25 protein-coding genes are annotated in these 23,758 nt (G+C 69.7%); all 25 read right to left on the reverse strand.

The window, feature by feature from the left end; all coding sequences use genetic code 11:
* Positions 1-70 precede the first annotated feature (70 nt).
* Positions 71-1,276 (reverse strand): acetyl-CoA C-acyltransferase, encoded by a 1,206-nt coding sequence (locus DIE16_RS08425; RefSeq protein ID WP_124522805.1) that lies wholly within the window; start codon positions 1,274-1,276, stop codon positions 71-73.
* Between the two features lie 22 nt (positions 1,277-1,298).
* Positions 1,299-1,784, reverse strand: coding sequence for a MaoC family dehydratase (locus tag DIE16_RS08430; RefSeq protein WP_124522103.1), 486 nt, complete (start codon positions 1,782-1,784; stop codon positions 1,299-1,301).
* Positions 1,784-2,584, reverse strand: coding sequence for an SDR family oxidoreductase (locus tag DIE16_RS08435; RefSeq protein ID WP_044845664.1), 801 nt, complete (start codon positions 2,582-2,584; stop codon positions 1,784-1,786). The genes DIE16_RS08430 and DIE16_RS08435 overlap by 1 nt, the downstream gene beginning before the upstream one ends.
* Positions 2,581-3,780, reverse strand: a complete 1,200-nt coding sequence (locus DIE16_RS08440; RefSeq protein WP_124521972.1) for an acyl-CoA dehydrogenase family protein — start codon at positions 3,778-3,780, stop codon at positions 2,581-2,583. Before DIE16_RS08440 ends, DIE16_RS08435 begins: the two co-directional genes overlap by 4 nt.
* Positions 3,777-5,018: an acyl-CoA dehydrogenase family protein gene (locus DIE16_RS08445; RefSeq protein WP_124521974.1), complete on the reverse strand. Its 1,242-nt coding sequence runs from the start codon at positions 5,016-5,018 to the stop codon at positions 3,777-3,779. The genes DIE16_RS08440 and DIE16_RS08445 overlap by 4 nt, the downstream gene beginning before the upstream one ends.
* A 2-nt stretch (positions 5,019-5,020) precedes the next feature.
* Entirely contained in the window at positions 5,021-5,899 is an 879-nt protein-coding gene (locus DIE16_RS08450; RefSeq protein ID WP_044845667.1) for an SDR family oxidoreductase, read from the reverse strand.
* 41 nt (positions 5,900-5,940) lie between these two features.
* A complete protein-coding gene (locus tag DIE16_RS08455; protein ID WP_124522807.1) occupies positions 5,941-7,092 on the reverse strand; it encodes an acetyl-CoA C-acetyltransferase in 1,152 nt (383 codons plus the stop codon).
* Positions 7,089-8,159, reverse strand: a complete 1,071-nt coding sequence (locus tag DIE16_RS08460) for an acyl-CoA dehydrogenase family protein (protein WP_124521978.1) — start codon at positions 8,157-8,159, stop codon at positions 7,089-7,091. Before DIE16_RS08460 ends, DIE16_RS08455 begins: the two co-directional genes overlap by 4 nt.
* Positions 8,160-8,194: 35 nt before the next feature.
* Positions 8,195-9,364: an acyl-CoA dehydrogenase family protein gene (locus tag DIE16_RS08465; RefSeq protein ID WP_124484684.1), complete on the reverse strand. Its 1,170-nt coding sequence runs from the start codon at positions 9,362-9,364 to the stop codon at positions 8,195-8,197.
* The gene (locus tag DIE16_RS08470; RefSeq protein ID WP_124484683.1) at positions 9,361-10,170 is read right to left on the reverse strand and encodes an enoyl-CoA hydratase family protein; all 810 of its coding nucleotides are present in this window, start codon (positions 10,168-10,170) and stop codon (positions 9,361-9,363) included. Before DIE16_RS08470 ends, DIE16_RS08465 begins: the two co-directional genes overlap by 4 nt.
* Positions 10,171-10,195: 25 nt before the next feature.
* A complete protein-coding gene (locus DIE16_RS08475) occupies positions 10,196-11,284 on the reverse strand; it encodes a nitronate monooxygenase family protein (protein ID WP_044845672.1) in 1,089 nt (362 codons plus the stop codon).
* The gene (locus tag DIE16_RS08480; RefSeq protein WP_124522809.1) at positions 11,281-12,207 is read right to left on the reverse strand and encodes an enoyl-CoA hydratase; all 927 of its coding nucleotides are present in this window, start codon (positions 12,205-12,207) and stop codon (positions 11,281-11,283) included. The genes DIE16_RS08475 and DIE16_RS08480 overlap by 4 nt, the downstream gene beginning before the upstream one ends.
* Positions 12,208-12,215: 8 nt before the next feature.
* Positions 12,216-13,013, reverse strand: coding sequence for a CoA-transferase subunit beta (locus DIE16_RS08485; RefSeq protein WP_124522811.1), 798 nt, complete (start codon positions 13,011-13,013; stop codon positions 12,216-12,218).
* A gap of 10 nt (positions 13,014-13,023) precedes the next feature.
* Positions 13,024-13,917, reverse strand: a complete 894-nt coding sequence (locus DIE16_RS08490) for a CoA transferase subunit A (protein WP_124521988.1) — start codon at positions 13,915-13,917, stop codon at positions 13,024-13,026.
* A gap of 9 nt (positions 13,918-13,926) precedes the next feature.
* Positions 13,927-14,823, reverse strand: coding sequence for a VOC family protein (locus DIE16_RS08495; RefSeq protein WP_124521990.1), 897 nt, complete (start codon positions 14,821-14,823; stop codon positions 13,927-13,929).
* Between the two features lie 249 nt (positions 14,824-15,072).
* The gene (locus DIE16_RS08500; RefSeq protein WP_185500362.1) at positions 15,073-15,489 is read right to left on the reverse strand and encodes a type II toxin-antitoxin system VapC family toxin; all 417 of its coding nucleotides are present in this window, start codon (positions 15,487-15,489) and stop codon (positions 15,073-15,075) included.
* Positions 15,476-15,712 carry a FitA-like ribbon-helix-helix domain-containing protein gene (locus DIE16_RS08505; RefSeq protein ID WP_014899176.1) on the reverse strand — a complete coding sequence of 79 codons (237 nt, stop codon included), beginning with the start codon at positions 15,710-15,712 and terminating at the stop codon, positions 15,476-15,478. Before DIE16_RS08505 ends, DIE16_RS08500 begins: the two co-directional genes overlap by 14 nt.
* A 168-nt stretch (positions 15,713-15,880) precedes the next feature.
* The gene (locus tag DIE16_RS37050) at positions 15,881-16,207 is read right to left on the reverse strand and encodes a hypothetical protein (RefSeq protein ID WP_260434365.1); all 327 of its coding nucleotides are present in this window, start codon (positions 16,205-16,207) and stop codon (positions 15,881-15,883) included.
* 14 nt (positions 16,208-16,221) lie between these two features.
* Complete coding sequence (locus DIE16_RS08515; RefSeq protein WP_124521992.1) at positions 16,222-16,875, reverse strand: hypothetical protein; 654 nt, start codon at positions 16,873-16,875, stop codon at positions 16,222-16,224.
* Positions 16,876-17,684: 809 nt separating this feature from the next.
* A complete protein-coding gene (locus tag DIE16_RS08520; protein WP_124892097.1) occupies positions 17,685-18,458 on the reverse strand; it encodes an SDR family NAD(P)-dependent oxidoreductase in 774 nt (257 codons plus the stop codon).
* A gap of 37 nt (positions 18,459-18,495) precedes the next feature.
* Complete coding sequence (locus tag DIE16_RS08525) at positions 18,496-20,082, reverse strand: FadD3 family acyl-CoA ligase (RefSeq protein ID WP_124892098.1); 1,587 nt, start codon at positions 20,080-20,082, stop codon at positions 18,496-18,498.
* Between the two features lie 46 nt (positions 20,083-20,128).
* Entirely contained in the window at positions 20,129-21,196 is a 1,068-nt protein-coding gene (locus DIE16_RS08530; RefSeq protein WP_124484674.1) for a ferredoxin--NADP reductase, read from the reverse strand.
* 10 nt (positions 21,197-21,206) lie between these two features.
* On the reverse strand, positions 21,207-21,434 hold the full coding sequence (locus tag DIE16_RS08535; protein ID WP_124484673.1) for a hypothetical protein: 228 nt from the start codon (positions 21,432-21,434) through the stop codon (positions 21,207-21,209).
* A 39-nt stretch (positions 21,435-21,473) separates the two neighbouring features.
* Complete coding sequence (locus DIE16_RS08540; protein WP_044845681.1) at positions 21,474-21,992, reverse strand: flavin reductase family protein; 519 nt, start codon at positions 21,990-21,992, stop codon at positions 21,474-21,476.
* Positions 21,989-23,749, reverse strand: a complete 1,761-nt coding sequence (locus DIE16_RS08545; protein ID WP_124521998.1) for an FAD-dependent oxidoreductase — start codon at positions 23,747-23,749, stop codon at positions 21,989-21,991. Before DIE16_RS08545 ends, DIE16_RS08540 begins: the two co-directional genes overlap by 4 nt.
* Positions 23,750-23,758 lie beyond the last annotated feature (9 nt).

The following is a 23,758-nucleotide window of genomic DNA, read 5'->3' on the forward strand; positions in this document are numbered from 1 at the left end:
ATGGTCCCGAATGGATGGCAGCCGAATCGGGCTGCCGGCTCGGCTGCCGGTGAGCCTTGCTCGAGCGTCGTTACGCGCCGACCTCGAACAGCGCGGCGGCACCCATCCCGCCGCCGATGCACATCGTCACGACCGCATGGCGCACGCCGCGGCGCGCGCCTTCGAGCAGCGCGTGCATCGTCATCCGCGTGCCCGACATCCCGAACGGGTGGCCGAGCGCGATCGCGCCGCCGTCGACGTTCAGCCGCTCGTCGGGGATGCCGAGGGTGTCGCGGCAATACAGCGCCTGGCACGCGAACGCCTCGTTCAGCTCCCACAGCCCGACGTCGCGCACGGTCATCCCGAAACGTTCCAGCAGCTTCGGAATCGCGAACACCGGGCCGATGCCCATCTCGTCCGGCTCGCAGCCGGCCACGGCCAGCCCGCGGAACGTGCCGAGCGGCGTCAGTCCGCGACGCTCCGCCTCGGCCCGCGACATCACGACGACCGCCGCCGCGCCGTCCGACAGCTGCGACGCGTTGCCGGCCGTCACGAACTCGCCCTGCTCGACGACCTTGCCGCCGCTCCACGACGGCTTGAGCCCCGCGAGCCGTTCGGCCGTCGTGTCGGCGCGCACGCCCTCGTCGCGCGCCGCGTGGACGGCTTCGTGGCCGGTCGGGTTGCCTTCCTTGTCGAACAGCGCGCGCCGCACGTCGAGCGGCGCGATTTCCGCGTCGAAGCGGCCGGCCGCCTGCGCGTCGGCCGTGCGCTGGTGGCTCTGCAGCGCGAATTCGTCCTGCGCGGCACGCGAGATGCCGTAACGGCGCGACACGATCTCGGCCGTTTCCATCATCGCCATGTACGCGGCCGGCTGATGGTCGAGCACGGCCTGCGAACGCGCGCGGTAGCCGTTCTTGTGCTTGTTCTGCGTGAGCGAGATCGATTCGACGCCGCCCGCGACGACGATCCGCGCGTCGCCCGCGCCGATGCTGCGCGCGGCGCTCGCGATCGACATCAGGCCCGACGAGCACATGCGGTCGATCGACATGCCGGGCACCGACGCCGGCAAGCCGGCCGCCGCGGCCGACAGGCGGCCGATGTTGTAGCCCTGCGTGCCCTGCTGCGCGGCGCAGCCGATCAGCACGTCGTCGACGTCGGCCGGCGCGACGCCCGCGCGTTCGAGCGCCGCGCGCACGACGTGGCCGCCCAGCGCGGGCGCCTCGGTGTCGTTGAACATGCCGCGAAACGCCTTGCCGATCGGCGTGCGTGCGACGGAAACGATGACTGCGTCTTCCATGAGCTGGCTCTCTGAATCGAAACTAGAAGTAGTAGCGGCTGATCGTGTCGGCGACGCAGCCGGGCCTGGCCTCGCCTTCGATCTCGACGGTCACGCGAACCCACGCCTGCACGCCGCCGTCGAGCGCCTCGACGCGCAGCAGCTCGCCGACGCCGCGCACGCGCGCGCCGACCTTCACCGGCGCCGGGAAGCGGATCTTGTCGCAGCCGTAGTTGACGCCGAGCCGCGCGCCGTCGATGCGCACGATCTGCGGCAGGAAATAATTGACGAGCGACAGCGTCAGGTAGCCGTGCGCGATGCACGCGCCGAACGGGCCGTCCTTCGCGCGCACCGGGTCGACGTGTACCCACTGGTGGTCGCCCGTCGCGTCGGCGAAGCCGTCGATGCGGATCTGGTCGATCGCGAGCCAGGCGCTCGCGCCGAGCGTGTCGCCGACGGCCGCCGCGAGTTCGCCGGGATGCGCGAACACGCGGGGCGTCGCGCGCACGGAGTCGAGGGTCGCGCTCATCATGCGTGCTGGCTGCTGACCGACAGCACTTCGCCCGTCATGTACGACGCGTAATCGCTTGCAAGGAACACCATCACGTTCGCGACCTCCCAGACTTCGGCGGCGCGCCCGAAGGCTTCGCGCGACGCCAGTTGATTCAGCAAGTCGGCCGGGGCCGACTTCTTCAGAAAATCGTGCATCGCGATGCTCGGCGCGACCGCGTTGATGCGCACCCCGTAAGGCGACGCCTCGAGCGCCGCGCAGCGCGTGAGCGCCATCACGCCCGCCTTCGCCGCCGCGTAGTGCGCCTGTTCCGCCTGCGCACGCCAGCCGAGCACCGATGCGTTGTTGACGATCGCGCCGCGGCCGCGGGCCTGCATGTGCGGCAGCATCGCGCGCGTCATCCGGAACGTCCCGGTCAGGCTAATGTCGATCACCCGCGACCATTCGGCATCGTCCATTTCGACGATGCGTTTCGCGCCGCCGAGCCCGGCGTTGTTGATCAGTACGTCGACGCCGTCGAGCTTGTCCTGGGCTTCCGCGACGAGCGCCTGCACGTCGTCCTCGACCGCGACGTTGCACAGGCGGCCGTAGATCTGCTGCAGCCCCGTTTCGGCGCGCAGCGTCTCCACGGCCTGTTCGAGGCGTTTCTCGTGGATGTCGGAGATGAACAGCGCGCGACAGCCTTCCTCCGCGCAGCGGCGCGCCGCCGCGAAGCCAATGCCGGCGCCGGCGGCGGCCGTGATCAGCACCGATTTGCCGGCGAGCAGCTGGTGGCCCGGCACGTACGCCGGCGCTTTCTGGATCTGGGGTTCGGTCATGCGTTTCCTCGCGGTTCCCTGGGCATGCCGAGCCCGCGCTCGGCCATGATGTTCAACTGGATTTCGTTGGTGCCGGCGTAGATCGTGTCCGCACGGGAGAACAGGAACACGCGCTGCAGATGGGTGAGCTTCTCGTCGGCCGGATCGATCACGTTCGCGCGGGACCCAAGCGCATCCATCGCGAGCTGGCCGAGGTCGCGGTGCCAGTTCGACCAGAAATACTTGTAGATCAGCGCCTCGCGGCGCAGCGGCGCGGTGGCGCCGTTCGCGTCGTCCGCGCCCGACAGCATCCGCAGCGCGTTGTAGCGCATCACGCGCAGGCCGGCCCACGCGCGGCCGATCCGCTGGCGCAGCACCGGGTCGCGATCGGCGCCCGATTCGCGCGCGGCGTCGATCACCCAGTCGAGTTCGCGGACGAACTGCATCTGCTGGCCGAGCGTCGACATGCCGCGCTCGAAGCCGAGCAGCGTCATCGCGATCCGCCAGCCGTCGCCCGGCGCGCCGACGAGATCGCATGCTTGCGCGCGCGCACCGTCGAAGAACACTTCGTTGAATTCGGCGCCGCCGTTGAGCTGTTTGATCGGGCGAATCTCGATGCCCGGCTGGTCGAGCGGCATCAGCAGGAACGACAGCCCCTTGTTGCCCTTCGACGCCGGATCGGTGCGCGCGAGCACGAAGATCCAGTCGGAGTCGTGCGCGAGCGACGTCCACACCTTCTGGCCGTGCACGCGCCAGGTACCGTCGGCGTCCTGCTCGGCGCGTGTGCGCACGTTCGCGAGGTCCGAACCCGCGCCCGGCTCCGAGTAACCCTGGCACCAGAACTGCGTGCCGGCGAGAATTCCGGGCAGGAAACGCGCGCGCTGGTCGTCGGTGCCGCACGCGACGAGCGTCGGGCCGAGCAGCCCTTCGCCGATGTGCCCCATCCGCCCGGGGCCGCCGGCGCGCGCGTATTCCTCGTGGAAGATCACCTGCTCGGCGACCGAAAAGCCGCGGCCGCCCGCGTCGGTCGGCCAGCCGAGGCCGGTCCAGCCGCCCTGCGCGAGTTCCCGTTCCCACGCCTTGCGCAGTTCGGGAAACGCTTCCTCGTCGCCGGGGCCGCCGCGGTACTTCAGGCACGCGAATTCGCCGGTCAGGTGCGACTGCACCCAGTCGGCGACTTCGTGCCGCAATTGCTGTTCGCGCGTTTCGCTGTTCATTGGAGGGCTCCGGTGCGCGCGGCGGACGAACGCGTGGCGATCGAAGCCGACGGCGACGACGCGAGCACCGCGTCGTGCCGCGACGCGCCGCCGTCGATCGCCTGGCAGGCGATCCATTCGAGCAGTTGCGGCGTGCTGCCGAACTGCGCGCCCGACGCCTGCGCGCGCTTGAAATAGAGATGCGGGTCGTATTCCCACGTGAAGCCGACGCCGCCGTGCAGCTGGATCGCCTCCTGTGCGCAGAACGCATACGCATCGTTGGCGGCGGCTTTCGCGGCCGCGACGTCGGCGCGCAGCGCAGCGCCGGGCGTGCCGCTGCCGGCTTCCGCGTCCCACGCGTGGGCCGCGCCGAGCACGGCCGAGCGCGCGGATTCGATCAGCACCATCATCTGCGCGCAGCGGTGCTTGACCGCCTGGAACGATGCGATCGCGCGGCCGAACTGCACGCGCTGGCCGGTGTAGTCGAGCGTGAGATCGAGGCATTGCTGTGCGCCACCGAGTTGTTCGGCGGCCAGCGCGAGCGCTGCGAACCATGCGGTGCGTTCGAGCAACTTCGCGGCAGCGGCGCCGCTCGCGAACAACGCGTCGCGGCTCACGCGGGCCTCGTCGAGCACGACACGCGCGATCGGCCGCGTCGCGTCGAGCGTGTCGAGCGGCGTGACGCACAGGCCCGACACCGTCGCGACGTCGATCGCGAACACCCCGATCGCCTGCCCTTCGTTCGCGATCCGTGCCGGGATCATCAGCAGGTCGGCGCGCGCACCGTCGATCACCTGCTCGATCGTTCCGGACAGCGCGTAACCGCCCGCCGCTTCTTCCGCGACGACCGGCAGTTGACCCGCGCCGGCCGGAAGCTCGAGCGGCAATGCCAGCGTCGCGCTGCACGCGCCTTCGGCCAGCTTCGCGAGCCAGCCGGTCGCGCCCGGCGTATCGCAGCCGGCCAGCGCGGTGGCCGCCAGGCACGCGGTCGAAAAATACGGCACGCACGCGACGCGCCGCCCAAGCTGCTCCATCAACAGCGTCTGTTCGACCGCGCCGAGCCCCATCCCGCCCGCCGCCTCCGGCAGCGCCAGCGCGTTCCAGCCGAGTTCGCCCGCGAGCGCGGCCCACAGCGCGTCGTCGCGGCCGGCCGCTTGCTCGATCGCGCGGCGCACGTCGGCCGATGCGCTGCGCTCGGCGAGCACGTCGGCTGCCGCGTCGCGGATCATCGCCTGTTCGTCGGTGAGCGCCAGATCCATCGTCAGCTCCCGTACACGCGCTGCGCGGGCCGCGCATCGGCCAGCAGCCGCGCGACCGCCGGGCCGACCTCGGCCGGCGCCCAGCGCGCGCCGCGGTCGACGCTCGGGCCGGTGCGCCAGCCTTCGGCCACCGCGATCATCCCGCCCGCGACCTCGAACACCTGGCCCGTCACGTCGGCCGACAGCGCGCTGCCGAGCCACACGACGAGCGGCGCGACGTTGGCCGGATCGAAATAGTCGAAGCCGCCGTCCTCGGGCTTCTTCATCATGTCGGCGAACACGCCTTCGGTCATCGACGTGCGCGCGGCCGGCGCGAGCGCGTTCACGCGCACGCCGTAGCGCTGCAGTTCGACCGCCTGCATCAGCGTGAGCGCCGCGATGCCGGCCTTCGCCGCGCCGTAGTTCGACTGGCCGATCGAGCCTTGCAACCCGGCGCCGGAGCTCGTGTTGACGATGCGCGCGTCGACCGGATGGCCAGCCTTCGCGGCGTCGCGCCATACACGCGCCAGCACGCTCGACAGGCAGAAGTGGCCGCGCAGGTGTACGCGCATCACGTCGTCCCAGTCGGTTTCGGTCATGCTGGTGAACATCTTGTCGCGGCAGATGCCTGCGTTGTTGACCAGCACGTGCACGTCGCCGAATGCTTCACGTGCGGCGTCGACGATCCGCTGCGCGGTGTCGATCCTGGTGATGTCGTCCGAATTCGCGAGCGCGCGGCCGCCGCGTCGTGCGATCTCGTCGCACACGGCCTGCGCTGCCTCGTGCCGGATGTCGTTGACGACGACCGCCGCGCCCTCGGCCGCGAACGCGAGCGCGTATTCGCGCCCGAGCCCGCCGCCGGCGCCGGTGATGATGACGGTGCGTCCGTTACAGATTCCCATGCTGATGCCTCCTGGATCGAGAGATCGTGAAAGTGACGCGCTCACAGGCGCTCGATGATCGTGACGTTCGCGAGACCACCGCCTTCACACATCGTCTGCATCCCGTAACGTCCGCCGGTGCGTTCCAGTTCGTGCAGCAGCGTCGTCATCAGCCGCGCGCCGGTCGCGCCCAGCGGATGGCCGAGCGCGATGCCGCCGCCGTTCGGGTTGGTCTTTTCGTGCGGGAAGCGCGTGTCGGCAAGCCAGGCCTGCGCGACCGACGCGAACGCCTCGTTCATCTCGACGACGTCGATCTGCGCCCAGTCGAGCCCGCTCTTCGTCAGCGCAACCTTGGTCGCCGGGATCGGCGCGGTGAGCATCCACAGCGGATCGTCGCCGAGCACGCTCAAGTGATGAATGCGCGCGCGCGGTGTGAGGCCGTAGCGCTTCAAGGCATCTTCCGACACGATCAAGAGCGCTGCGGCCGCATCGCAGGTCTGGCTCGCGACGGCGGCCGTCAGCGAGCCGCCCGGCATCAGCGGTTCGAGCGTCGCCATCTTGTCGAGCGACGTGTCGGGGCGCGGCGTTTCATCGTGTTGCACGCCTTCGAGCGGCACGATTTCCCGCTTGAAATGGCCGGCCTCGATCGCCGCCACCGCACGGCGATGGCTCTCCAGCGCATAGCGTTCCATCGCGTCGCGCGACAGGTTCCAGTGATCGGCGATCCGTTGCGCGGCGACGAACTGCGATACCGGCGCGTCGCCGAAACGCGCGCGCCAGCCGGTGCTGCCCGAGAACGGGTCGTTGAAACCCAGCGACACCGCGCTCGTCATCGCGGACGAGATCGGGATCTGCGTCATCGTCTGCACGCCGCCCGCAACCACCACGTCCTGCACACCGCTCATCACGGCCTGCGCGGCGAAGTGCACGGCCTGCTGCGACGAGCCGCACTGGCGGTCGACCGTCACGCCCGGCACCTGCAGCGGCAACCCGGCCGCGAGCCAGCAGGTGCGCGCGATGTTGCCCGCGAGCGGGCCGATCGTGTCGACGCAGCCGAACACCACGTCGTCGTATTCGTCGGCCGGAATCGCGTTGCGTTCGACGAGCGTCTTCAGCACGAAGCCGCCGAGGTCCGCCGCGTGCACGTGCGCGAGCCCGCCCTTGCGGCGGCCGGTCGGCGTGCGCAGCGCGTCGACGATATAGGCTTGTTTCATTGATTGGTTTCCTCGAAGTCGAAGGTCTGCGCGGGGCCGATCGGCAATGCGTCGCCGAGGATCGCGTCGGCCACGCGGGCCTTGTGGAATGCCGTGTCGCCCCAGCTGCCGGAGAGCGCCCAGATCCGCTTCATGAAGATCTGCAGGTCGAGCTCCCACGTGTAGCCGATCGCGCCGTGCACCTGCATCGTGTGGCGCGCGGCCAGCTGCGCGGCGGCGCTCGCCGCAAGCTTCGCGTGCGACACCAGCACCGCGCGCTGCGGGTGATCGTCGGCGATCGCTTGAGCCGCGCGCGCGACCACCGGCCGCGCGAACTCGTAGCGGATCGCGACGTCGGCGAGCAGGTGCTTGAGCGCCTGGTACGAACCGATCGCCTTGCCGAACTGCTTGCGCTGCGCGCTGTAGTCGATCGCGACGTCGAGCACGCGTTGCGTGAGGCCGAGCAACTGCGCGGCCACCGCGAACGCGCCGTGGTCGAGCGCGCGATCGAGCAGCGGCCCGGCTTCGTCGGCGCCCGCGATGCGCGTGGCCGCCGACGGTTCCCAGTCGAGCGTGAACAGGCGCCGCGACGGGTCGACGCTGTCGACCGCGCGCCACGCGCACTGCGCGGGATCGACGCGGTGCAGCTCGCCGCGGTGCTCGCAGAGCAGCGCCTGCGCGACGTGCACGTCGGCCGCATACGGGTTCACCGGATGCACGAACGCGACACGCGCGCGCCCTTCGGCGATGTCGCGCAGCAGCGCGTCGCGCCAGCCGCTGGCGGGCAGCCGCGCGAGCACGCCGGCCGACACCAGCGCCGTGTCGAGCAGCGGCTCCGGGCTGCCGAAATAGCCGTAGGCCTGCGCGAGCAGCGCCCATTCCGCTTCGGTCAGGCCGAGGCCGCCATGCGCTTCGGGCACCGACACGGCGGTCAGCCCCTGCGACGCGAACAGCGACCACAGCGCGTCGGAGCGGCCGGTCGGCGTGGCCCACAGCTCGCGGATCAGCTCCGGGGTCATCTCGGTCATCAGCAGGCGCTTCACGCTGTCCGCGAGCGCTTCCTGGTCTTCATCGAATACGAAATCCATACGATGTCCGTTCAGTGAGGGAATCGCCGGCGCGCTCACGCGCGCGGCATGCCGAGCATCCGTTCGGCGACGATGTTGCGCTGGATCTCGTTGGTGCCCGCGTAGATCGGGCCGGCCTGCGCGAACAGGAAGCCGTCGAGCCAGTGGCCGAGCGTCGCGTGCTGCGCGGCCGTCTGCGGGACGACCTCGCCGTGCGCGCCGAGAATGTCGAGCGCGGTCTGGTGCATCCGCAGGTCCAGCTCCGACCAGAACACCTTGTTGGTGCTCGATTCCGCGCCGATATGGCCGCCCTTCAGCAGCCGGCTTGCGGTCGCATAGGTCGACAGCGCGTACGCCTGCGCGTCCATCCACGCCGACACCACGCGTTCGCGCAGCGTCGGGTCGCGATCCGCGCTGTCGCGGTGCGCGAGATACAGGTCGCGCAACGCCTGCGCGGTGCGCTGGAACCGCGCGGGCGAACGCAGCATCAGCCCGCGCTCGAAGCCGGCCGTCGCCATCGCGACCTGCCAGCCCGCGCCTTCGGCCGCGAGGCGGTTCTCGACCGGCACGCGCACGTCGTCGAAGAAAATCTCCGCGAAGCCCGTCTGCCCGTTGAGCTGGCGGATCGGACGCACCGTGATGCCCGGCGCGGACAGCGGCACCATCAGGAACGTGAGCCCGTGGTGACGCGACGATTCGGGATCGCTGCGGAACAGCCCGAACAGCCAGTCGGCCCACACCGCGCGGGTCGACCAGATCTTCTGGCCGTTGAGCACGTATTCGTCGCCGATGCGGATCGCCGTCGTGCGGATCGCGGCCATGTCCGAACCCGCGTTCGGCTCCGACCAGCCCTGCGCCCACACGTGCTCGCCGGCCGCCATCGCGGGCAGGAAGCGCGCCTTCTGCGCGTCGGTGCCGAAGTCCATCAGCGTCGGGCCGAGCAGGAAGATGCCGTTCTGGTTCACGCGCATCGGTGCGTCGGCGCGCCAGTACTCTTCCTCGAAAATCAGCCACTCGATCAGGTCGCAGCCGCGCCCGCCGAGTTCGCGCGGCCACGTGACCATGCTCCAGCGGCCCGAGTGCAGCGTGCGCTCCCATTCGCGGTGCGCGGCGAAGCCTTCCTCGGTATCGAAGCTCGGCAGCCGCTCGCGCGGCACGTGCGCGGCGAGCCATGCGCGGATTTCCGCGCGGAACGCCTGCTGTTGCGGCGTATAGGTCAGGTTCATGCGCGTGCCTCCTCGACGCCTGCCTGCGCGTCGAACCGCGCGTCGCGCTTCTCGACGAATGCGGCGCGCGCCTCCGTCGAGTCGTTCGTCATGTACGCCTGCAGCGTGAAGCCCTGCTCCCAGCGGTACTTGCCCTCGAGATCGCCGTCCTCGACGCCGTTCAGCGCCTCCTTCGCGAGCCGCACCATCGCCGGGCTCTTCTCTGCGATCTTGCGGGCGATCGCGAGCGCCGCGTCGCGCAACGCGTCGCGCGTCACGACCTGCTCGAGCGCGCCAAGCCGGTACGCCTCGGCTGCGTCGATCATGTCGCCGGTGAAGTACATCGCGCGCACCTTCTGCACACCGAACAGTCGTTGCAGATGCGCGCCGCCGCCCATCGCGCCGCGGTCGATCTCCGGCACGCCGAAGCGCGCGCAGTCGGCCGCGACGACGATGTCCGCCGCGCCGCAGATGCCGATCCCGCCACCGAGCACGAAACCGTGCACGGCCGCGATCACCGGCTTCGGGTTGCGGTGCACCGCGCGGAACGTCTCGTAGTTGCCGGCGTTGACCGACACGATCCGCTCCGGATGCGCGGCGAGTTCCTTGATGTCGACGCCCGCGCAGAAGCCGCGGCCTTCGCCGCGCACGACGATCACGCGCACGTCGTCGTCCTCGCCGAGCGCGTCGAGCGCGCGCGCGAGCGCATGCCAGCCCTGCGCATCGAGCGCGTTCACGGGCGGATGGGCGATCACCAGTTCGGCGATGCCGTCGGCGCGCTCGATCCGGAACGGCGTCGCGCCGCCCGGTTGATTGGATGCAGTCATCTCCAAAGCCTCCCTGTGATGTTTTTTACGCAGCCTGTGCCGCGGTCGCGCCGCGCAATGCGGCCAGCGCGTCGAGCCGCTCGCCGGCTTCCGCGACGATCCGCGCGATCAGCGCATCGCACGATTCGATCGCGCCGATCATCGCGGCCGCCTGGCCGCTCGGCAGCACGCCTTCGTCCGGCCGCCCCTCGACGATCGCGCGCTGGATCAGGAACGGCGCGTTCGCGGCCATCAGCGTCTGGCTCGCCGTGTAGTCGTGCGAGCGCAGCGCCTTGATCGCGAGGCCGAGCATGTCGCCCGTGCTCAGCCCGTTCTGTCGCCGCCACGCTTCGGCCGTCTTCAGCGCGAACCACGTGCGGCGCAGCGGGCCGAAGCGTTCGAGCTTCAGCAGATACGGGTTGTCGATCATCCGTTGCGGCAGCCCGTCGAGCGCGTCCGACACGCGGATCCGCGCCGGGTCGCCGACCGCGACGTAGCGGTCGAGCGTTTCGCGCGGCACCGGCGATTCGGCGCTCATCAGGAAACGCGTGCCCATCGCGATGCCGGCTGCGCCATACGCGAGCGCGGCCGCCAGCCCGCGGCCGTCGAAGAATCCGCCGGCCGCGACGACCGGCACCCGCACCGCGTCGAGCACCTTCGGCAGCAGCAGCGTGGTCGGCACCGAGCCCGTGTGGCCGCCGCCTTCCGCGCCCTGCACCGTCACGATGTCCGCGCCGAGCTCGACCGCCTTCGACGCGTGCTTCGGCGCGCCGACGGTCGGCATGCAGACGATGCCGGCGTCCTTGAAGCGGCGAATCGTCTTCGCGTCCGGCCCGCGGCCGTAACTGACCGCACGCAGCTGGTGCTTGATCGCGAGATCGACCACCTGTGCGGCGTTCTTCTGGAACATGTGGAAATTGATGCCGAACGGCTTGTCGGTCAGCGACTTCACCTTCAGGATCTCGGCCTCGACCTGCCCGGGTTCGAGCGTCGCGCCGGCGAGGAAGCCGAAGCCGCCCGCGTTGGCGGTCGCCGCGACTAGCCGCGCGTCGGCCACCCAGCCCATCGCGGTCTGCACGATCGGGTAGCGGCAGCCGAGCAGGTCGCACAGCGGCGTATGCAACGTCGTGCTCATGCGGCGGCTCCGTTGACGGCGGCCGGTGCCGCATCGGCCTGCGCTTCGTCGTCCGCCGGTTCCGCCTTGCGCTGCGAGCTGGCCATCTTGCGGGCGTCGTAGCCGCCGAGGCGGTCGCCACTGACGAGCTCGTTGTGCGCATGCGCGAAGTGGTGCCATGCGAACGCCGCGTCCATCGCCGCGCGCTTGCCCTGGAGTTCCTCGACGTGGTTCAGCGCCTGCTTGGTCAGCGTGAGGCCGAGGCGCGGCATCGTCGCGATCTTCGCGGCGATCGCGTAGGTTGCATCGCGCAGCCGCTCGCGCGGCACGACGCGATTGACCATGCCCATCTGATACGCGCGCTCGGCCGGCATCCGCTCGCCGAGGAACAGGAACTCCTTCGCGATGCGCGGGTTCAGCTCGTACGCATGCGCGAAATACTCGACGCCGGGAATCCCCATCCGCACGACCGGATCCGCGAAGAACGCATCCTCCGACGCGACGATCAGGTCGCACACCCATGCGAGCATCAGCCCGCCCGCGATGCACGCGCCCTGCACCATCGCGATGGTCGGCTTCGGCAGGTCGCGCCAGCGCCGGCACATCCCGAGGTACACCTCCTGTTCGCGCGCATAGAGGAATTCGCCGCCCTCCTTGTCGACGTGGTCGTACCACAGCGACGCGCGGTCGAACGACTCGTGGATGTCGCGGCCCGGCGTGCCGATGTCGTGGCCCGCCGAGAAATGCTTGCCGGCGCCCGCGAGCACGATCGCCTTCACCGCGTCGTCGTGCGCCGCGCGCCGGAACGCCGCGTCGAGCGCATACGTCATCTTCGAGTTCTGCGCGTTGTGATACTCGGGACGGTTCATCGTGATCGTCGCGATGCCGTCCTCGACCGCGTAGTCGACGACACCGTCGCCGAACGTCATCTGGGTCGCTTCCATGTCGGACCTCATCCGCGGCGCGGCGCCGGATTGTTGCGCACGATCGTCGCGCGCAGGTTGTGAGGGTCGAGCGCACGCACGATGCGCAGGTCTTCCGCATTCGGCGCGGCCGTCGTGCCGAGGTCGGGCGCCGCGATCAGCGGGAAGCCGGTCGCGTCCTGCACTTCGTCGAAGCTCACGCCCGGATGCAGCGAACGCACGCGGATCGTGTGGTCTGGCCCGCCGAAATCCATCACGCACAGGTCGGTGACGATGCTGCGCAGGTCGACGAAGGTCTTCATGCCGGGCAGCCGGCGCGCCGGGTTGTAGCCGACCGTGCACACCATGTCGACTTCGCCTGCGACGAACGTGCGCTTGCCGTGGCCGCTCACGAAGAACGAATTCGCGTGGTTCGTCGAGTTGCCGGGGAAGCCACGCGCGCCGAGCAGCTGCGTCTTCGGACGCGTGTAGTCGTCGCCGAGCCACGAGATGTTCGCCTGGCCGAAACGGTCGATCTGCGTCGGCATCACCAGCGCATGACGGCGGCCGTGCCACAGGCAGTCGAACACGCGCTCGTAGGTCATCCAGCCGCTCGCCTGCACGCGATAGCCGTCGGGACGCGGCCCGAGAGGGATCGGCGCCTCGACGAGATACGCTTCGCCGTCGGTCAGCATCAGCCCGCTGTTGTACGCGAGCCGCGCGAGGCCGGCCGCGAGCCGCGGGCCCGTGCCGATGCCGGTCGCCAGCACTTCGCCGTCGTCGCGCCAGAGTCGCGCGGACGCGACGATCATCAGTTCCGCGAGGGAATGGTCGAGAGATTCGCTCACAGGCGCTCCTTTACAGAATCGGCAACGGCAGCGTCGTCACGTGCGACAGCCCGCCGACGCCTTCGAGATACTGGCGTTCGTCCTGGCCGACCACGTCGCGCAGGTAAGCCGCCGTCTTCGCATCGTCTTCCGCGCTCGCGCAGTACGCGCGCAGGTGCGGCAGGTCCCAGCCGTAGTCCGGCCCGCACGACGTCGGGTGCGCGCCGCCCGGCGCATGCACGACGCCGGTGACGAGCGAGCGCTCGAACGGGTTGCGGCGTGCGGCGTCGAGGTCGTCGCTCGCGAGCGACGCGTCGACCGTTTCCGCCGACACGTAGCAGCGCTGCGCGGCGCGCGCCATCCACGCATCGAAGAACGGATCGGGACCGTCGATGCGCGTGTTGCCCATCCGGTCGGCCGCGTTCACATGCAGCAGCGCGACGTCGAGTTCGATCGCCGGCATCGCGAGCAGCGTTTCGCCGTCGTCGTACGGCGATTGCACCGTGCGCAGCTGCGGCGCGTGATCGAGCAGCGCGGTGCCGAGCCCGGCGCGCGTCGGCAGGAACGGCAGGCGCGCGGCGGCCGCGCGCAGGCCGAGCTGCAGCATCCCTTCGTCGAGTTCCAGCACGTCGACGCGGCCCTGTTCGCGGGCCCGGCGGAAATGCGGCTCGAGCGGAATCACGTCGAGCGACACGAAGCCGAACACCGCCTTGCGCACCTTGCCGGCCGCGCACAGCAGGCCGATGTCGGCGCCGCCGTACGCGACGATCGTCAGGTCCTTCAGGTTCGAGCGCGCGATCTCGCGCACCAGTGCCATCGGCTTGCGCCGCGGCCCCCATCCGCCGATGCCGATCGTCATGCCGTCGGCGAGTTGCGCGACCACGTCGCGCGCGGACATCGTCTTGTCGAGAGGTTTCATCGTCATCGTGCTGGCTTACCGGTATCCGATGCTGAAATCGTGGCCCCACTGGCTCACCTTCGTGGCCTCGAACACCGCATGCTTCGACCAGTCGACCGTGAGGCCGCCGAAGCCGTATTCGAGATCGAAGCCGCCGGGGGTCTTCATGTAGAACGAGATCATCTGGTCGTTGCAGTGGCGGCCGAGCGTCGCCGACATCTTCACGTCGTGCGCGGCGACCCGATCGAGCGCGCGGCCGACTTCGTCCATCGAGTCGACTTCGGCCATCACGTGCACACAGCCCGACGGCACCGCCATCTCGAACAGCGCGAGGCTGTGATGGCGCGCGTTGCGGCAGTGCATGAAGTGAATGCGCTTCTCGGGTTCGGCGGGGTCCGGCGTGAACTTCACGCGGTAGATGTCGGACAGCTCGAAGCCGAGCACGCCGCGCACGAACGCGTCGGTCGCGTCGAACTGCGGCGCGGGCAGCACCGCGTGGCCGAGCCCCATGTCGCCGGTGACGAAGCGCGCGACGCCCAGCGGCGACACGAAACGGCGGAAGTCGCAGCGCGCGCCCCAGTACAACTCGTGGCGGTTGCCGGACGGGTCGGTGCACCACGCCATCGTCTGCACGCGGCGCAGCGCGGCTTCGTCGCGCGTGGCGCGCACGGCCTCGACACCCGCCTGCCGCAGTGCCGTCAGCGCGGCGTCGAATGCGGCGCCGTCGGGCAATTCCCAGCCCGACGCGAAATAGCGGTCGGTCGCGCCGGGGACGATCACGTAGCGGAAATCGCGCTCGTCCATCTTCAGGTACAGCGCGCCGTCGGGCGCGTCGAGCACCTGCATGCCCAGCACGTCTTCCGCGTAGCGGCGCCACGCATCGACGCGGGTCGCCTCGACGACGACGTAGCCGAGCGCACGGACATCGATCATGTCGGCCTCCTCCAGGTTCAGAATCCGTTGTTCGTGAAAGGATTCTGGCCGGTCGGGGATGGCGTCACATCGTCTGTTGGGACGAGAGCGGGCGGGTCTTTCAGGACGACGCCGGCCGGGAGAGGAACGGGAATCGGACGCGCGCTAAAGCCCGGCGATACGGGTTGCAAGCGGGCGATGCGCGACGGAGAACGCGCAAGGGAAGAAGGCGGGAAGCGACGGCGGATTGCCGCGACGCGGCAACCCGGCTCACTCGAACGGGTTCAGCAGCCGGACGCCGGTGCGGGCGAAATCGTCGACATTGCGCGTGACGACCGTGAGATCGTTGATCAGCGCGGTGGCCGCGATCAGCTTGTCGAGTGCGTGGGCCGGATCGGGTACGCGCAAATGGCCCCACATCTGGCTGGTCTCGAGATCGACCGGCAGGATATTCGACGCATAGCCGGACAGAATCGTCGCCATCCATGCCTCGAGCGCCGACGCCTGCGGATGATCGCCGCGATGGCGGATCAGATCGACGCCGCGCCGAAGTTCGGCCACCGTGACGATCGACAGGTAAAGCGGGCTCGCGTCGGCCTCGGCCTGCCTGAAGAACCCGCGCACGCCGCGGTTGGTTCGCTTGCCCTTCCTGATCTCGCTGATGACGTTCGTATCAATCAAAAACACGCCTGACCTCGCCGGAATCCTGAACACGTTGGAAATCCGCGTCTTCGCCGACGTCCGGCATGCTCATCAGCACTTGCGCGAATGTCCTTCGCTTCGGCCGGCCGAGCGCATCGGCCAGAATGGCCCGATGTTCGGCCTCGGCACTCCTGCCGTTCGCCGCAGCCTGCTCTCGAAGGCTCTGAACGATACTGTCATCCACGTTACGCACCAGAAGATTTGCCATGAGTCCCTCCATCCAGATTGCTATCAATGATAGCGCCAACGCGGTGAATTGCAAGCATTGCTATCATCGTCGTGATCGGACGGAAGCCGGGTGTCGGCGTTGGCCGGCGGCAGCGGACGGGATGAAGCCACCCACGTTCCGCCGTCGGCCCGACGCGTCGAACTGCTGTCATCCAAGGTAATCCAGCCGCGGCGACGAAAAAAGACGGCCGAATGGCCATTCACCGACGGGTGGTCTGCGCCGGTGGGGGATGTCCGACGCGCGCCGCACGACCATCACCAGCACCGCGACCAGAATCACGGTCGCGATCGGCGACATCGTGCCGGTAACGACTGCGACGAACGCCTGGGCCGGCACGGTCCAGGTGAGTGCCAGGACGATAGATTCGAGCCGGTTCGGCCGGACGTTCCGGCAGTCGAGCAACAGGCAACGGGAAGGTCTGCGGATGCGGCCACGGCACGAAAGCGTCGAACGGCCGGAGCGCGGCCGTGCCATAACGCGCGTCCCGCTCAGAACCGGTACGAGATGCCGATCTGCAGCACCGGGTACCACCGATACCGCGACATCACGCGGTTCAGTTCGTCGAGGCCGCTGGCGGTCAGAATCTGGCTCTTCTGCGGTCCGGCCGCGGCGGCGAGTTGCGGCGACAGCGTGTACGAGCAGCGCGGGATGCCGTACGCGACGCCCAGGTCGGCGACGAAACCGAGCCCCTTCGACGCCGGCCGGTGCCCGTAGCCGATCCCGACATACGGCATCACGGTCGGATAGCGTGCCTCCGCGACCGCGTACATCCCGGGGAGCGCCGGATAACGCTTGCCGGCGAACACGTAGGTCCCGTCGGTGGGCACCGACACGCCGCGGATATCGTCGTCGTTGAAGCGCAATCCGATCGTCGCGCGAAAGCCGCTGCCGCGCCACGGAAAGATGTCCGCATACAGGCCGCCTTGCCGCAACTTGATGTCGTCCTGGTAGCGGTTGCCGGCCACCGTGAAGTCATGCGTCAGATTGATCGCGTTGAAATCCGCGTGCGCGCCCAGCACCGAATTGAAGCTGACGGCCGCGCCGATGCCGACGCCCTGCGTGCCGCCCTGCAGGTAGATTTCCTGTGCGTGCGCGCCGGCCGTGACTACCATCGCCAGCGCTGCCCATTGGTTCACTGTCATTTTCACGGGCGTCCCCCCGACATGTGCCGGGCGCGCCGACCCGCCACGTGCAGCGCACGTCGCCACGCGCGGCGGGTCCCCCGGCACGACATCTTGCAAGCAAGCTTGCTGTTTGACGGATCGAGCGTACGATGCCCGTGCGTGCCGCCGATACGACGCAGCGTGTCCGGCACGACGGGCCGCTATCCCGCGGCTCGATCCGATCCCCGATATTTCGATGTCGTTACGTGCCGCTCCCGCGATTTGTCGTTGCCATCAGTCGCGATTGTGTCGAGCGGCCCCGACCTAACCGCAAGGCATGTGCCATGCGGCGCGAACCGGCACGGGACAAGCGTCGCGGCCAAACGTCCGCGGTGATGCGGGGGAGAATCGACGGAAATGTTTCAGGAACGCATCTGTTTTCGGCACGTCAGCACCGTGCCCGATGCAGCGGAGCGATGCATCGGGTGCCGCGACGCGCGCCGGGCAAGCACGCGCGGCTGTCGACACGCGCGACATCGCAACGGCGTGCAAGCACGTGTGACGTCACGCATGGCAGGAAATGTTTCATCGACGTGACCTCGCGCGAGTCGCGCGTGGTCAGGATGCGAGAAGCGCGCAGCGCGGATCAGGGTGAATACCGAGGACGGTGCGCGCGCAACCAGTTGCCGCCGAGACGGCCGTTCATGCGCTTCGACGCATGCAGGCAGGCAGTCGCTCCCGGGCGCCTGCGGCGCGAAGATCCGGGATCGATACGGCGGATTCGGCGCCGAAAGCAACCGAACGTTCGTCTGCCGGGCCCGCTCTCCCGAGCGGGCTCCGCGCATCCGCTACAACCCGTATCCGCCCGAGACGTTCAACTGCTGCCCCGTGATGTAGTTCGCGCGATCCGACGCGAGGAACACCGCCGCACGCCCGATATCGTGCGCCTTCCCCCAGCGCTTGAGCGCGAGCATCTTCTGCGTGTCGTCGATCCACGCCTGGTCGAACTGCCCCTGTTCGAGCAGCACCGGAAACATCCCGGCCTCGATCACGCCGACCAGGATCGAGTTGGCGCGAATCTCGTGACGGCCTTCCTCACGCGCGAGCCCCTTCACCAGCGCCTCGTTCGCCGCCTTCGGCGCGACCGACAAGCCGTCGCGATCCGGCCAGCGCAGATGCCCGGCCGAGCCGAGCGTGACGAACGACCCGCCGCCCGACGCACGGAAATGCGGCAACGCGGCCTTCGCCGCATTGAAGAAGCCGATCGTCTCGACCTCGATCGCACGGCGCCAGTCGTCGTGCATCATGTCGCCGATGCGACGCTGGTTCACGAACGGGCCGGCCGCCCACACGATCGTGTGCACGCGGCCGTGCGCGCCGATCGCGGCCGCGAGCCCGGCATCGATCTGCGCGGGAGCGGTCACGTCCGCGCAATGCGTGGTGGCCGCGACGCCTGCGGCGCGCACCTCGCGCGCGACGCGCTCGGCCACCTCGGCCTTGCTGCGGTAACCGAGCGCGACCGGCACGCCGGCGCGCGCGAATTCGAGCGCGACGCCCTGCCCGATTCCGCCGCTGCCACCGAACACGAGTACCGCGCCCTGCGGAAATCCGTTGTCGTTCATGCGTTCGTCCCGTTGATTTCGTGCCGTGCGCCGGCGTTCATGCCGCCGCTTCGGTGCCCGCGCGCAGCCGGTACTTCAGCACCTTGCCGGCCGCGCTCGTCGGCAGTTGCTCGACGAACGTGAAATGCCGCGGCACCTTGTAGTTCGCCATGTTGCTGCGCGCCCAGTCGTTCAGTGCGTCGGCATCGATGTGCGCGCCGGGACGCAACACGACATACGCATGTCCGACCTCGCCGAGCCGCGTATCGGGCACGCCGACCAGCGCGACCTGCGCGATCGCCGGATGCGCGGCCAGCAGCCGCTCGATCTCGGCCGGATAGCAGTTGAAGCCGCCGACGATGAACATGTCCTTGATCCGGTCGGTGATCTTCAGGTTGCCGTTCGCGTCGACACAGCCGAGGTCGCCGGTATGCAGCCAGCCGTCGGCGTCGACGGCTTCGCGCGTCGCATCCGGCTGGTTGAAGTAGCCGCGCATCACGTTGTAGCCGCGCACCCAGATCTCGCCGGTCTCGTCCGGCCCGAGCGCCGCGCCGTCCGGCCCCGCGATGCGCAGCTCGACACCCGGCATCGGGCGGCCCGACGTACAGGCGACCGTCTCCGCGTCGTCGCCGTGGCGGCACAGCGTCGCGAACCCGCACGATTCGGTCAGTCCGTAGCCGGTCAGCACGGTCTCGAAGCCGAGCTCCGCGCGCATCCGCTCGATCAGGCTCGGCGCGATCGCGGCCGCGCCCGTCACCGCGATCCGCAGCGACGACAGGTCGCGCGTCGCGCGATCGGGCGCATCGAGCAGCGCGTAGTACAGCGTCGGCGGGCCGGGCAGCACCGACACGCGTTCGTCGGCGATGCGGCGCAAGACGTCGGCCGGCTGGAACACGAGATGCGGCAGCACGGTCGCGCCGCTCGACAGCGCGGCGAGCCAGCCGGCCTTGTAGCCGAACGTATGGAAGAACGGATTGACGATCAGGTAGCGGTCGTCCCGGCGCACGCCGGCGATCGTCGCCCACGCCTGCGCGGCGCGCAGGTTCTGTCCGTGCGCGGTCATCACGCCCTTCGGGCGGCCCGTCGTGCCGGACGTGAACATCAGGTCCATCACGGTATCCGGCGTCACCTGCGCCTCCCGCTCGCGCACGGCGGCGAGCGGCACCGCCGCGCCGCGCGCGAGGAATGCATTCCAGCTTTCATCGTGCGCGCCGGACGGCGGCTCGCCGTCGAACACGACGACGCGTTCGAGCGTCGCGGGCCGGTGCGGCGCGAGCAGCGCCGGATAGGATTCGCCGAGGAAGGTGCCGCAGCAGAACAGCAGCCGCGCACCGCCGTCGTGCAGGATGCCGCCCACCTCCATGCCCTTCATCCGCGTGTTGACCGGCACGAGGATCGCGCCGACGGTGTGGATCGCCAGCGCCGCGACGATCCATTGCGGCAGGTTCGGCGCCCATACGGCGACCCGGTCGCCGGCGTCGATGCCGCTCGCGAGCAGCGCGCGCGCCGCTTCGAGACGCGCCGCGTCGAGTTCGGCGTAGGTCAGCCGGCCGTGCTCCGACTCGATCGCCGGATGCGCGCCGTGGCGCGCGGCAGCCCGCGCGATCAGCGCGGGCGTGGTGAGGATTTCGTTGTCCATCGTCATATGCATCGAAACAGGGTTGCCGTCGGTGCCATCGACACGTCGCGGCTCAATCGGGGAACACCACGCGCAGCGCGTCGCTCGCGGGCCGCGCGCAGCAGGCGAGCGTCCAGCCCGCCGCGATCTCGTCGTCGTCGAGCACGTGGTTGCTGTCGAGCGTCACCGCGCCGCGTTCGACGCGGCACATGCACGCGCCGCACTGCCCCATCCGGCAGGAATTCGGCGCAGGCAGGCCGGCGCGCAGCATCGCGTCGAGCAGCGTTTCGCCGGGCGCGCTGTCGAACGCGAACGCCTCGCCGTCGAGCACCGTCTCGATCGCCGCGCCTTCACCGTCGCCGTCGCGATCGTCATCGCCGGACGCCGCCGCCGTTGCGGTCGATGCCGCCGGATCGGCCTGCGCCGGCGCATCGGGCAGCGACGCGAAGCGCTCGACATGCACGCGCGCACGCGGCAGCCCGAGGCCGAGCATCGCGGCGAGCGCGTTCTCCATGAACAGCGCCGGCCCGCAGATGAACGTCTCCTGCTGGCTGAACGGCCGCGCGAGTTCCTCGAAATGCCGCTGCAGCGGCACGCCCTGCACGCTGTCGAGCCAGTGGATCACGCGCAGGCGGCCCGGGTGGCGGTGCGCGAGCTGCCGCAGTTCGTCGCGGAAAATCACCGCGCGCTCGTCGCGGTTCGCATAGATCAGCGTCAGCATCCCGCGGCCGTGCACCAGCGCCGATTTCAGGATCGACAGCACCGGCGTGATGCCGCTGCCGCCCGCGAACAGCAGCAGGTCGCCGTCGAGCGTGCGCGGCGTGAAGACGCCGGCCGGCGGCAGCACGTCGAGCGCATCGCCCGCGCGAATGCGGTCGCACAGCCAGTTCGACGCACGGCCGTCGCGCACGCGCTTGACGGTGATCTTCGGCGCCGCGTCGATGCCCGGCGCGCTCGACAGCGAGTAGCAGCGCGCGACGGTCGAGTCCGTGCATGGCACGTTCAGCGTCAGGAACTGGCCGGGCCGATACGCGAACGCATCGCGCAACGCGGCGGGCACGTCGAACACGAACGAGCACGCGTCGTCGCTTTCGGCGATGACGTCGGCCACGGTCAGCCGGTGAAAACGGGGATCGCTCATCGCCGGCTCCTCATGCAGTGCGAGCCGCGCCGGCCGCACCCGCCGAAGCCGTATGCCAGCCGGCTTCTCCCGCACGGCACCGCGCGTCGTTCGACGCCAGCGCCAGCGCTGGCGCTGGCGCAACACCGGCGAACGCGTTCAGCACCTGCGTTTCCGCCGCGCCGATCAACTGCACGAACTCGTGCACGATCGTTGTGTCCGCACCATTCTCGATATTGCGGTTCAATCTGCGTGTCATGGATCGTCTCGTTCCGATGCGGAAAAACGCGCACCGCCGTCACGCGGCCGCGCGGGCCGCGGGCGCGCCGGGCGTCGTGTACGCACCGTCGAGATAGACGAGCGGATCGACGTCACCGCTCATCAGCACCTCGCGAATGCGCCCGATGAACACCGTATGCGTGCCGTATTCGAAGCGGCCGTCCTGCTCGCACACGAGGCTCGCCTGCGAATCGTGCAGATACGGCACACCCAGCGGCGACGTGTGCCACTCGCCGGTCGTGAAGCGCGCCTCGCCCTTCAGACGGCCGCTGCAATCGATCGCGATGCCTTCATGCCGTGCCGACAGCACGTTCACGCAGAACGGTGCCCCCGCATCGAGCGGCGGATACAGCGACGCATTGCGGTTGATGCAGATCAGCAGCGACGGCGGATCGGTCGACAGCGAATCGACCGCCGTCGCGGACATCGAGTAGCGCCGGCCGTCGTGCGCGCTGCTGATGACCGTGACGGAGCGCGCGAGGCGGCGCATCGCGAGCAGCATGTCGGTGCGCAGCGGATGGGTGGTGAGATCGCTCATGGTTGGACTCCGTCAAGTTCTGTCGTGGACGGCCGGGCTGACCGGCCGCCGGCGTCGGCCGCTTGCGCGGCCAGGTGGTCGGCGGCGATGAACCCGAAGGTCATCGCCGGACCAAGCGTCGAGCCCGCGCCGGGGTAGCTCGCGCCCATCACCGATGCACTGGTGTTGCCGATTGCATAGAGGCCGTCGATCGGCGCGCCGTCGGCGCGCAGCACGCGCGCCTGCGCGTCGGTGACGAGCCCGCCCTTCGTGCCGATGTCGCCTGCGTCGATCCGCACCGCGTAGAACGGCGCCTCGTCGACCGGCCCGAGGCACGGATTCGGCCGGTTCTTCGGATCGCCGTAGTACGTGTCGAACAGGTTGTCGCCCTTGCCGAACGCTTCGTCGATACCGGTTGCCGCGTAACGCGCCATGTCGCGCAGCGTGTCGTGCAGCCCGGCCGCATCGACGCCGATCCGCACGGCGAGCGCATCGATCGTGTCGGCTTTCACGAGCACGCCGCGAAACGCGTCCGGAATGCGGGAATCGGGCATCATCGACGCCGGCATGATCGGCCCGCACGGATACTTGCGGCGAAAGCGCGCGTCGAACACCATCCACGCCGGCACGCACGCGCCGGTGCGCGCATGGTCGCGATACATCGCCGGCACGAATTCCGAATACGGCGCGGCTTCGTTGACGAAGCGCTTGCCGAGACCGTTGACGATCACGCAGCCGGGCAGGTTGCGCTCGACGAACAGCGCGCGTTGCTTCTCCTCGCCCGCGACGCCGACCGTAGGCGCGCCCCATACGTGTTCCATCAGCGCGAGCGCGCCGCCGAGCCGGTGGCCTTCGGCGATCGCGTCGCCGGTGTTGGCCGGCGGCGTCGCGCTCCATTGCATCTGCGTCGGTTGCGGCAGGTAGCGCTCGCGCATCGGCTGGTTGCGCTCGAAGCCGCCCGCGCCGAGGATCACGCCGCGCCGCGCGGCGATCGTCACCGGCTGCCCGAAGCGCTGCGCGCGCACGCCCGTCACGCGGCCGTCGACGTCGAGCAGGTCGCGCATCGGCGTGTCGAGCCACACGGGCACGTTGCGCTCGAGCAGCGCGCGGCGCAGCCCGCCTATCAACGCGTTGCCGAGCGTCAGGCGCCGGTCGCGCCGCGTGCGGCGGCGCACGCCGAAATCGAGCCAGTAGCGGCCGAACTGCGCGATCGCGAGCCTCATGAAGCCCGGCCCGCGCGAGAACAGCGTGTGCGCCTCCTTCGACGTCACGGCGACGCGGCCGCCGATCAGCGTGCCGGGCGACGGCGGACGCAGCCGGTCGAGTTCGTCGCCGAGCAGCCCGCCGTCGAACGGCAGCGGATCGAGCGCGCGATAGCCCGGCATCGCGCCCGGCAGCTTCTGGAAATAGTCCGCGTACTTCGGCAGCGCCTGGTAGCGCACCGGCGTCTTCGTTTCAAGGTAGCGCAGCATCTCGGGCGCCTGGTCGAGATACGCGTCGAGCCGCTCGCGCGACGATGCGCCGGCCGTGCACGCGTCGAGATAGCGGCTCGCAGCCTCGCGCGTGTCGGTCGCGCCGAGCTCGGCGATATGGTGATTGCACGGCACCCAGATGCCGCCGCCCGAGACCGCCGACGTGCCGCCGTACAGCGCCGTCTTCTCGATCACGACGACGGACAGCCCGCGGTCGGCCGCGCGGCAGGCCGCGAGCAGCGCGCCCGCGCCCGAGCCGACGACCACGACGTCGAACACGTATTGCTGCGCTTGCGTGTCGTTCATCGCCGCCTC

It is taken from the genome of Burkholderia sp. Bp9090 (assembly GCF_003857985.1).
Classification (GTDB): Bacteria; Pseudomonadota; Gammaproteobacteria; order Burkholderiales; family Burkholderiaceae; genus Burkholderia.

Excerpts from the sequence above, each read along its gene's own strand:
- DIE16_RS08425 (WP_124522805.1), bottom strand. The coding sequence starts at position 1,276 with ATGGAAGACGCAGTCATCGTTTCCGTCGCACGCACGCCGATCGGCAAG.
- DIE16_RS08430 (WP_124522103.1), bottom strand. The coding sequence starts at position 1,784 with ATGAGCGCGACCCTCGACTCCGTGCGCGCGACGCCCCGCGTGTTCGCG.
- DIE16_RS08435 (WP_044845664.1), bottom strand. The coding sequence starts at position 2,584 with ATGACCGAACCCCAGATCCAGAAAGCGCCGGCGTACGTGCCGGGCCAC.
- DIE16_RS08440 (WP_124521972.1), bottom strand. The coding sequence starts at position 3,780 with ATGAACAGCGAAACGCGCGAACAGCAATTGCGGCACGAAGTCGCCGAC.
- DIE16_RS08445 (WP_124521974.1), bottom strand. The coding sequence starts at position 5,018 with ATGGATCTGGCGCTCACCGACGAACAGGCGATGATCCGCGACGCGGCA.
- DIE16_RS08450 (WP_044845667.1), bottom strand. The coding sequence starts at position 5,899 with ATGGGAATCTGTAACGGACGCACCGTCATCATCACCGGCGCCGGCGGC.
- DIE16_RS08455 (WP_124522807.1), bottom strand. The coding sequence starts at position 7,092 with ATGAAACAAGCCTATATCGTCGACGCGCTGCGCACGCCGACCGGCCGC.
- DIE16_RS08460 (WP_124521978.1), bottom strand. The coding sequence starts at position 8,159 with ATGGATTTCGTATTCGATGAAGACCAGGAAGCGCTCGCGGACAGCGTG.
- DIE16_RS08465 (WP_124484684.1), bottom strand. The coding sequence starts at position 9,364 with ATGAACCTGACCTATACGCCGCAACAGCAGGCGTTCCGCGCGGAAATC.
- DIE16_RS08470 (WP_124484683.1), bottom strand. The coding sequence starts at position 10,170 with ATGACTGCATCCAATCAACCGGGCGGCGCGACGCCGTTCCGGATCGAG.
- DIE16_RS08475 (WP_044845672.1), bottom strand. The coding sequence starts at position 11,284 with ATGAGCACGACGTTGCATACGCCGCTGTGCGACCTGCTCGGCTGCCGC.
- DIE16_RS08480 (WP_124522809.1), bottom strand. The coding sequence starts at position 12,207 with ATGGAAGCGACCCAGATGACGTTCGGCGACGGTGTCGTCGACTACGCG.
- DIE16_RS08490 (WP_124521988.1), bottom strand. The coding sequence starts at position 13,917 with ATGACGATGAAACCTCTCGACAAGACGATGTCCGCGCGCGACGTGGTC.
- DIE16_RS08495 (WP_124521990.1), bottom strand. The coding sequence starts at position 14,823 with ATGATCGATGTCCGTGCGCTCGGCTACGTCGTCGTCGAGGCGACCCGC.
- DIE16_RS08505 (WP_014899176.1), bottom strand. The coding sequence starts at position 15,712 with ATGGCAAATCTTCTGGTGCGTAACGTGGATGACAGTATCGTTCAGAGC.
- DIE16_RS37050 (WP_260434365.1), bottom strand. The coding sequence starts at position 16,207 with ATGGCACGGCCGCGCTCCGGCCGTTCGACGCTTTCGTGCCGTGGCCGC.
- DIE16_RS08515 (WP_124521992.1), bottom strand. The coding sequence starts at position 16,875 with ATGACAGTGAACCAATGGGCAGCGCTGGCGATGGTAGTCACGGCCGGC.
- DIE16_RS08520 (WP_124892097.1), bottom strand. The coding sequence starts at position 18,458 with ATGAACGACAACGGATTTCCGCAGGGCGCGGTACTCGTGTTCGGTGGC.
- DIE16_RS08525 (WP_124892098.1), bottom strand. The coding sequence starts at position 20,082 with ATGACGATGGACAACGAAATCCTCACCACGCCCGCGCTGATCGCGCGG.
- DIE16_RS08530 (WP_124484674.1), bottom strand. The coding sequence starts at position 21,196 with ATGAGCGATCCCCGTTTTCACCGGCTGACCGTGGCCGACGTCATCGCC.
- DIE16_RS08535 (WP_124484673.1), bottom strand. The coding sequence starts at position 21,434 with ATGACACGCAGATTGAACCGCAATATCGAGAATGGTGCGGACACAACG.
- DIE16_RS08540 (WP_044845681.1), bottom strand. The coding sequence starts at position 21,992 with ATGAGCGATCTCACCACCCATCCGCTGCGCACCGACATGCTGCTCGCG.
- DIE16_RS08545 (WP_124521998.1), bottom strand. The coding sequence starts at position 23,749 with ATGAACGACACGCAAGCGCAGCAATACGTGTTCGACGTCGTGGTCGTC.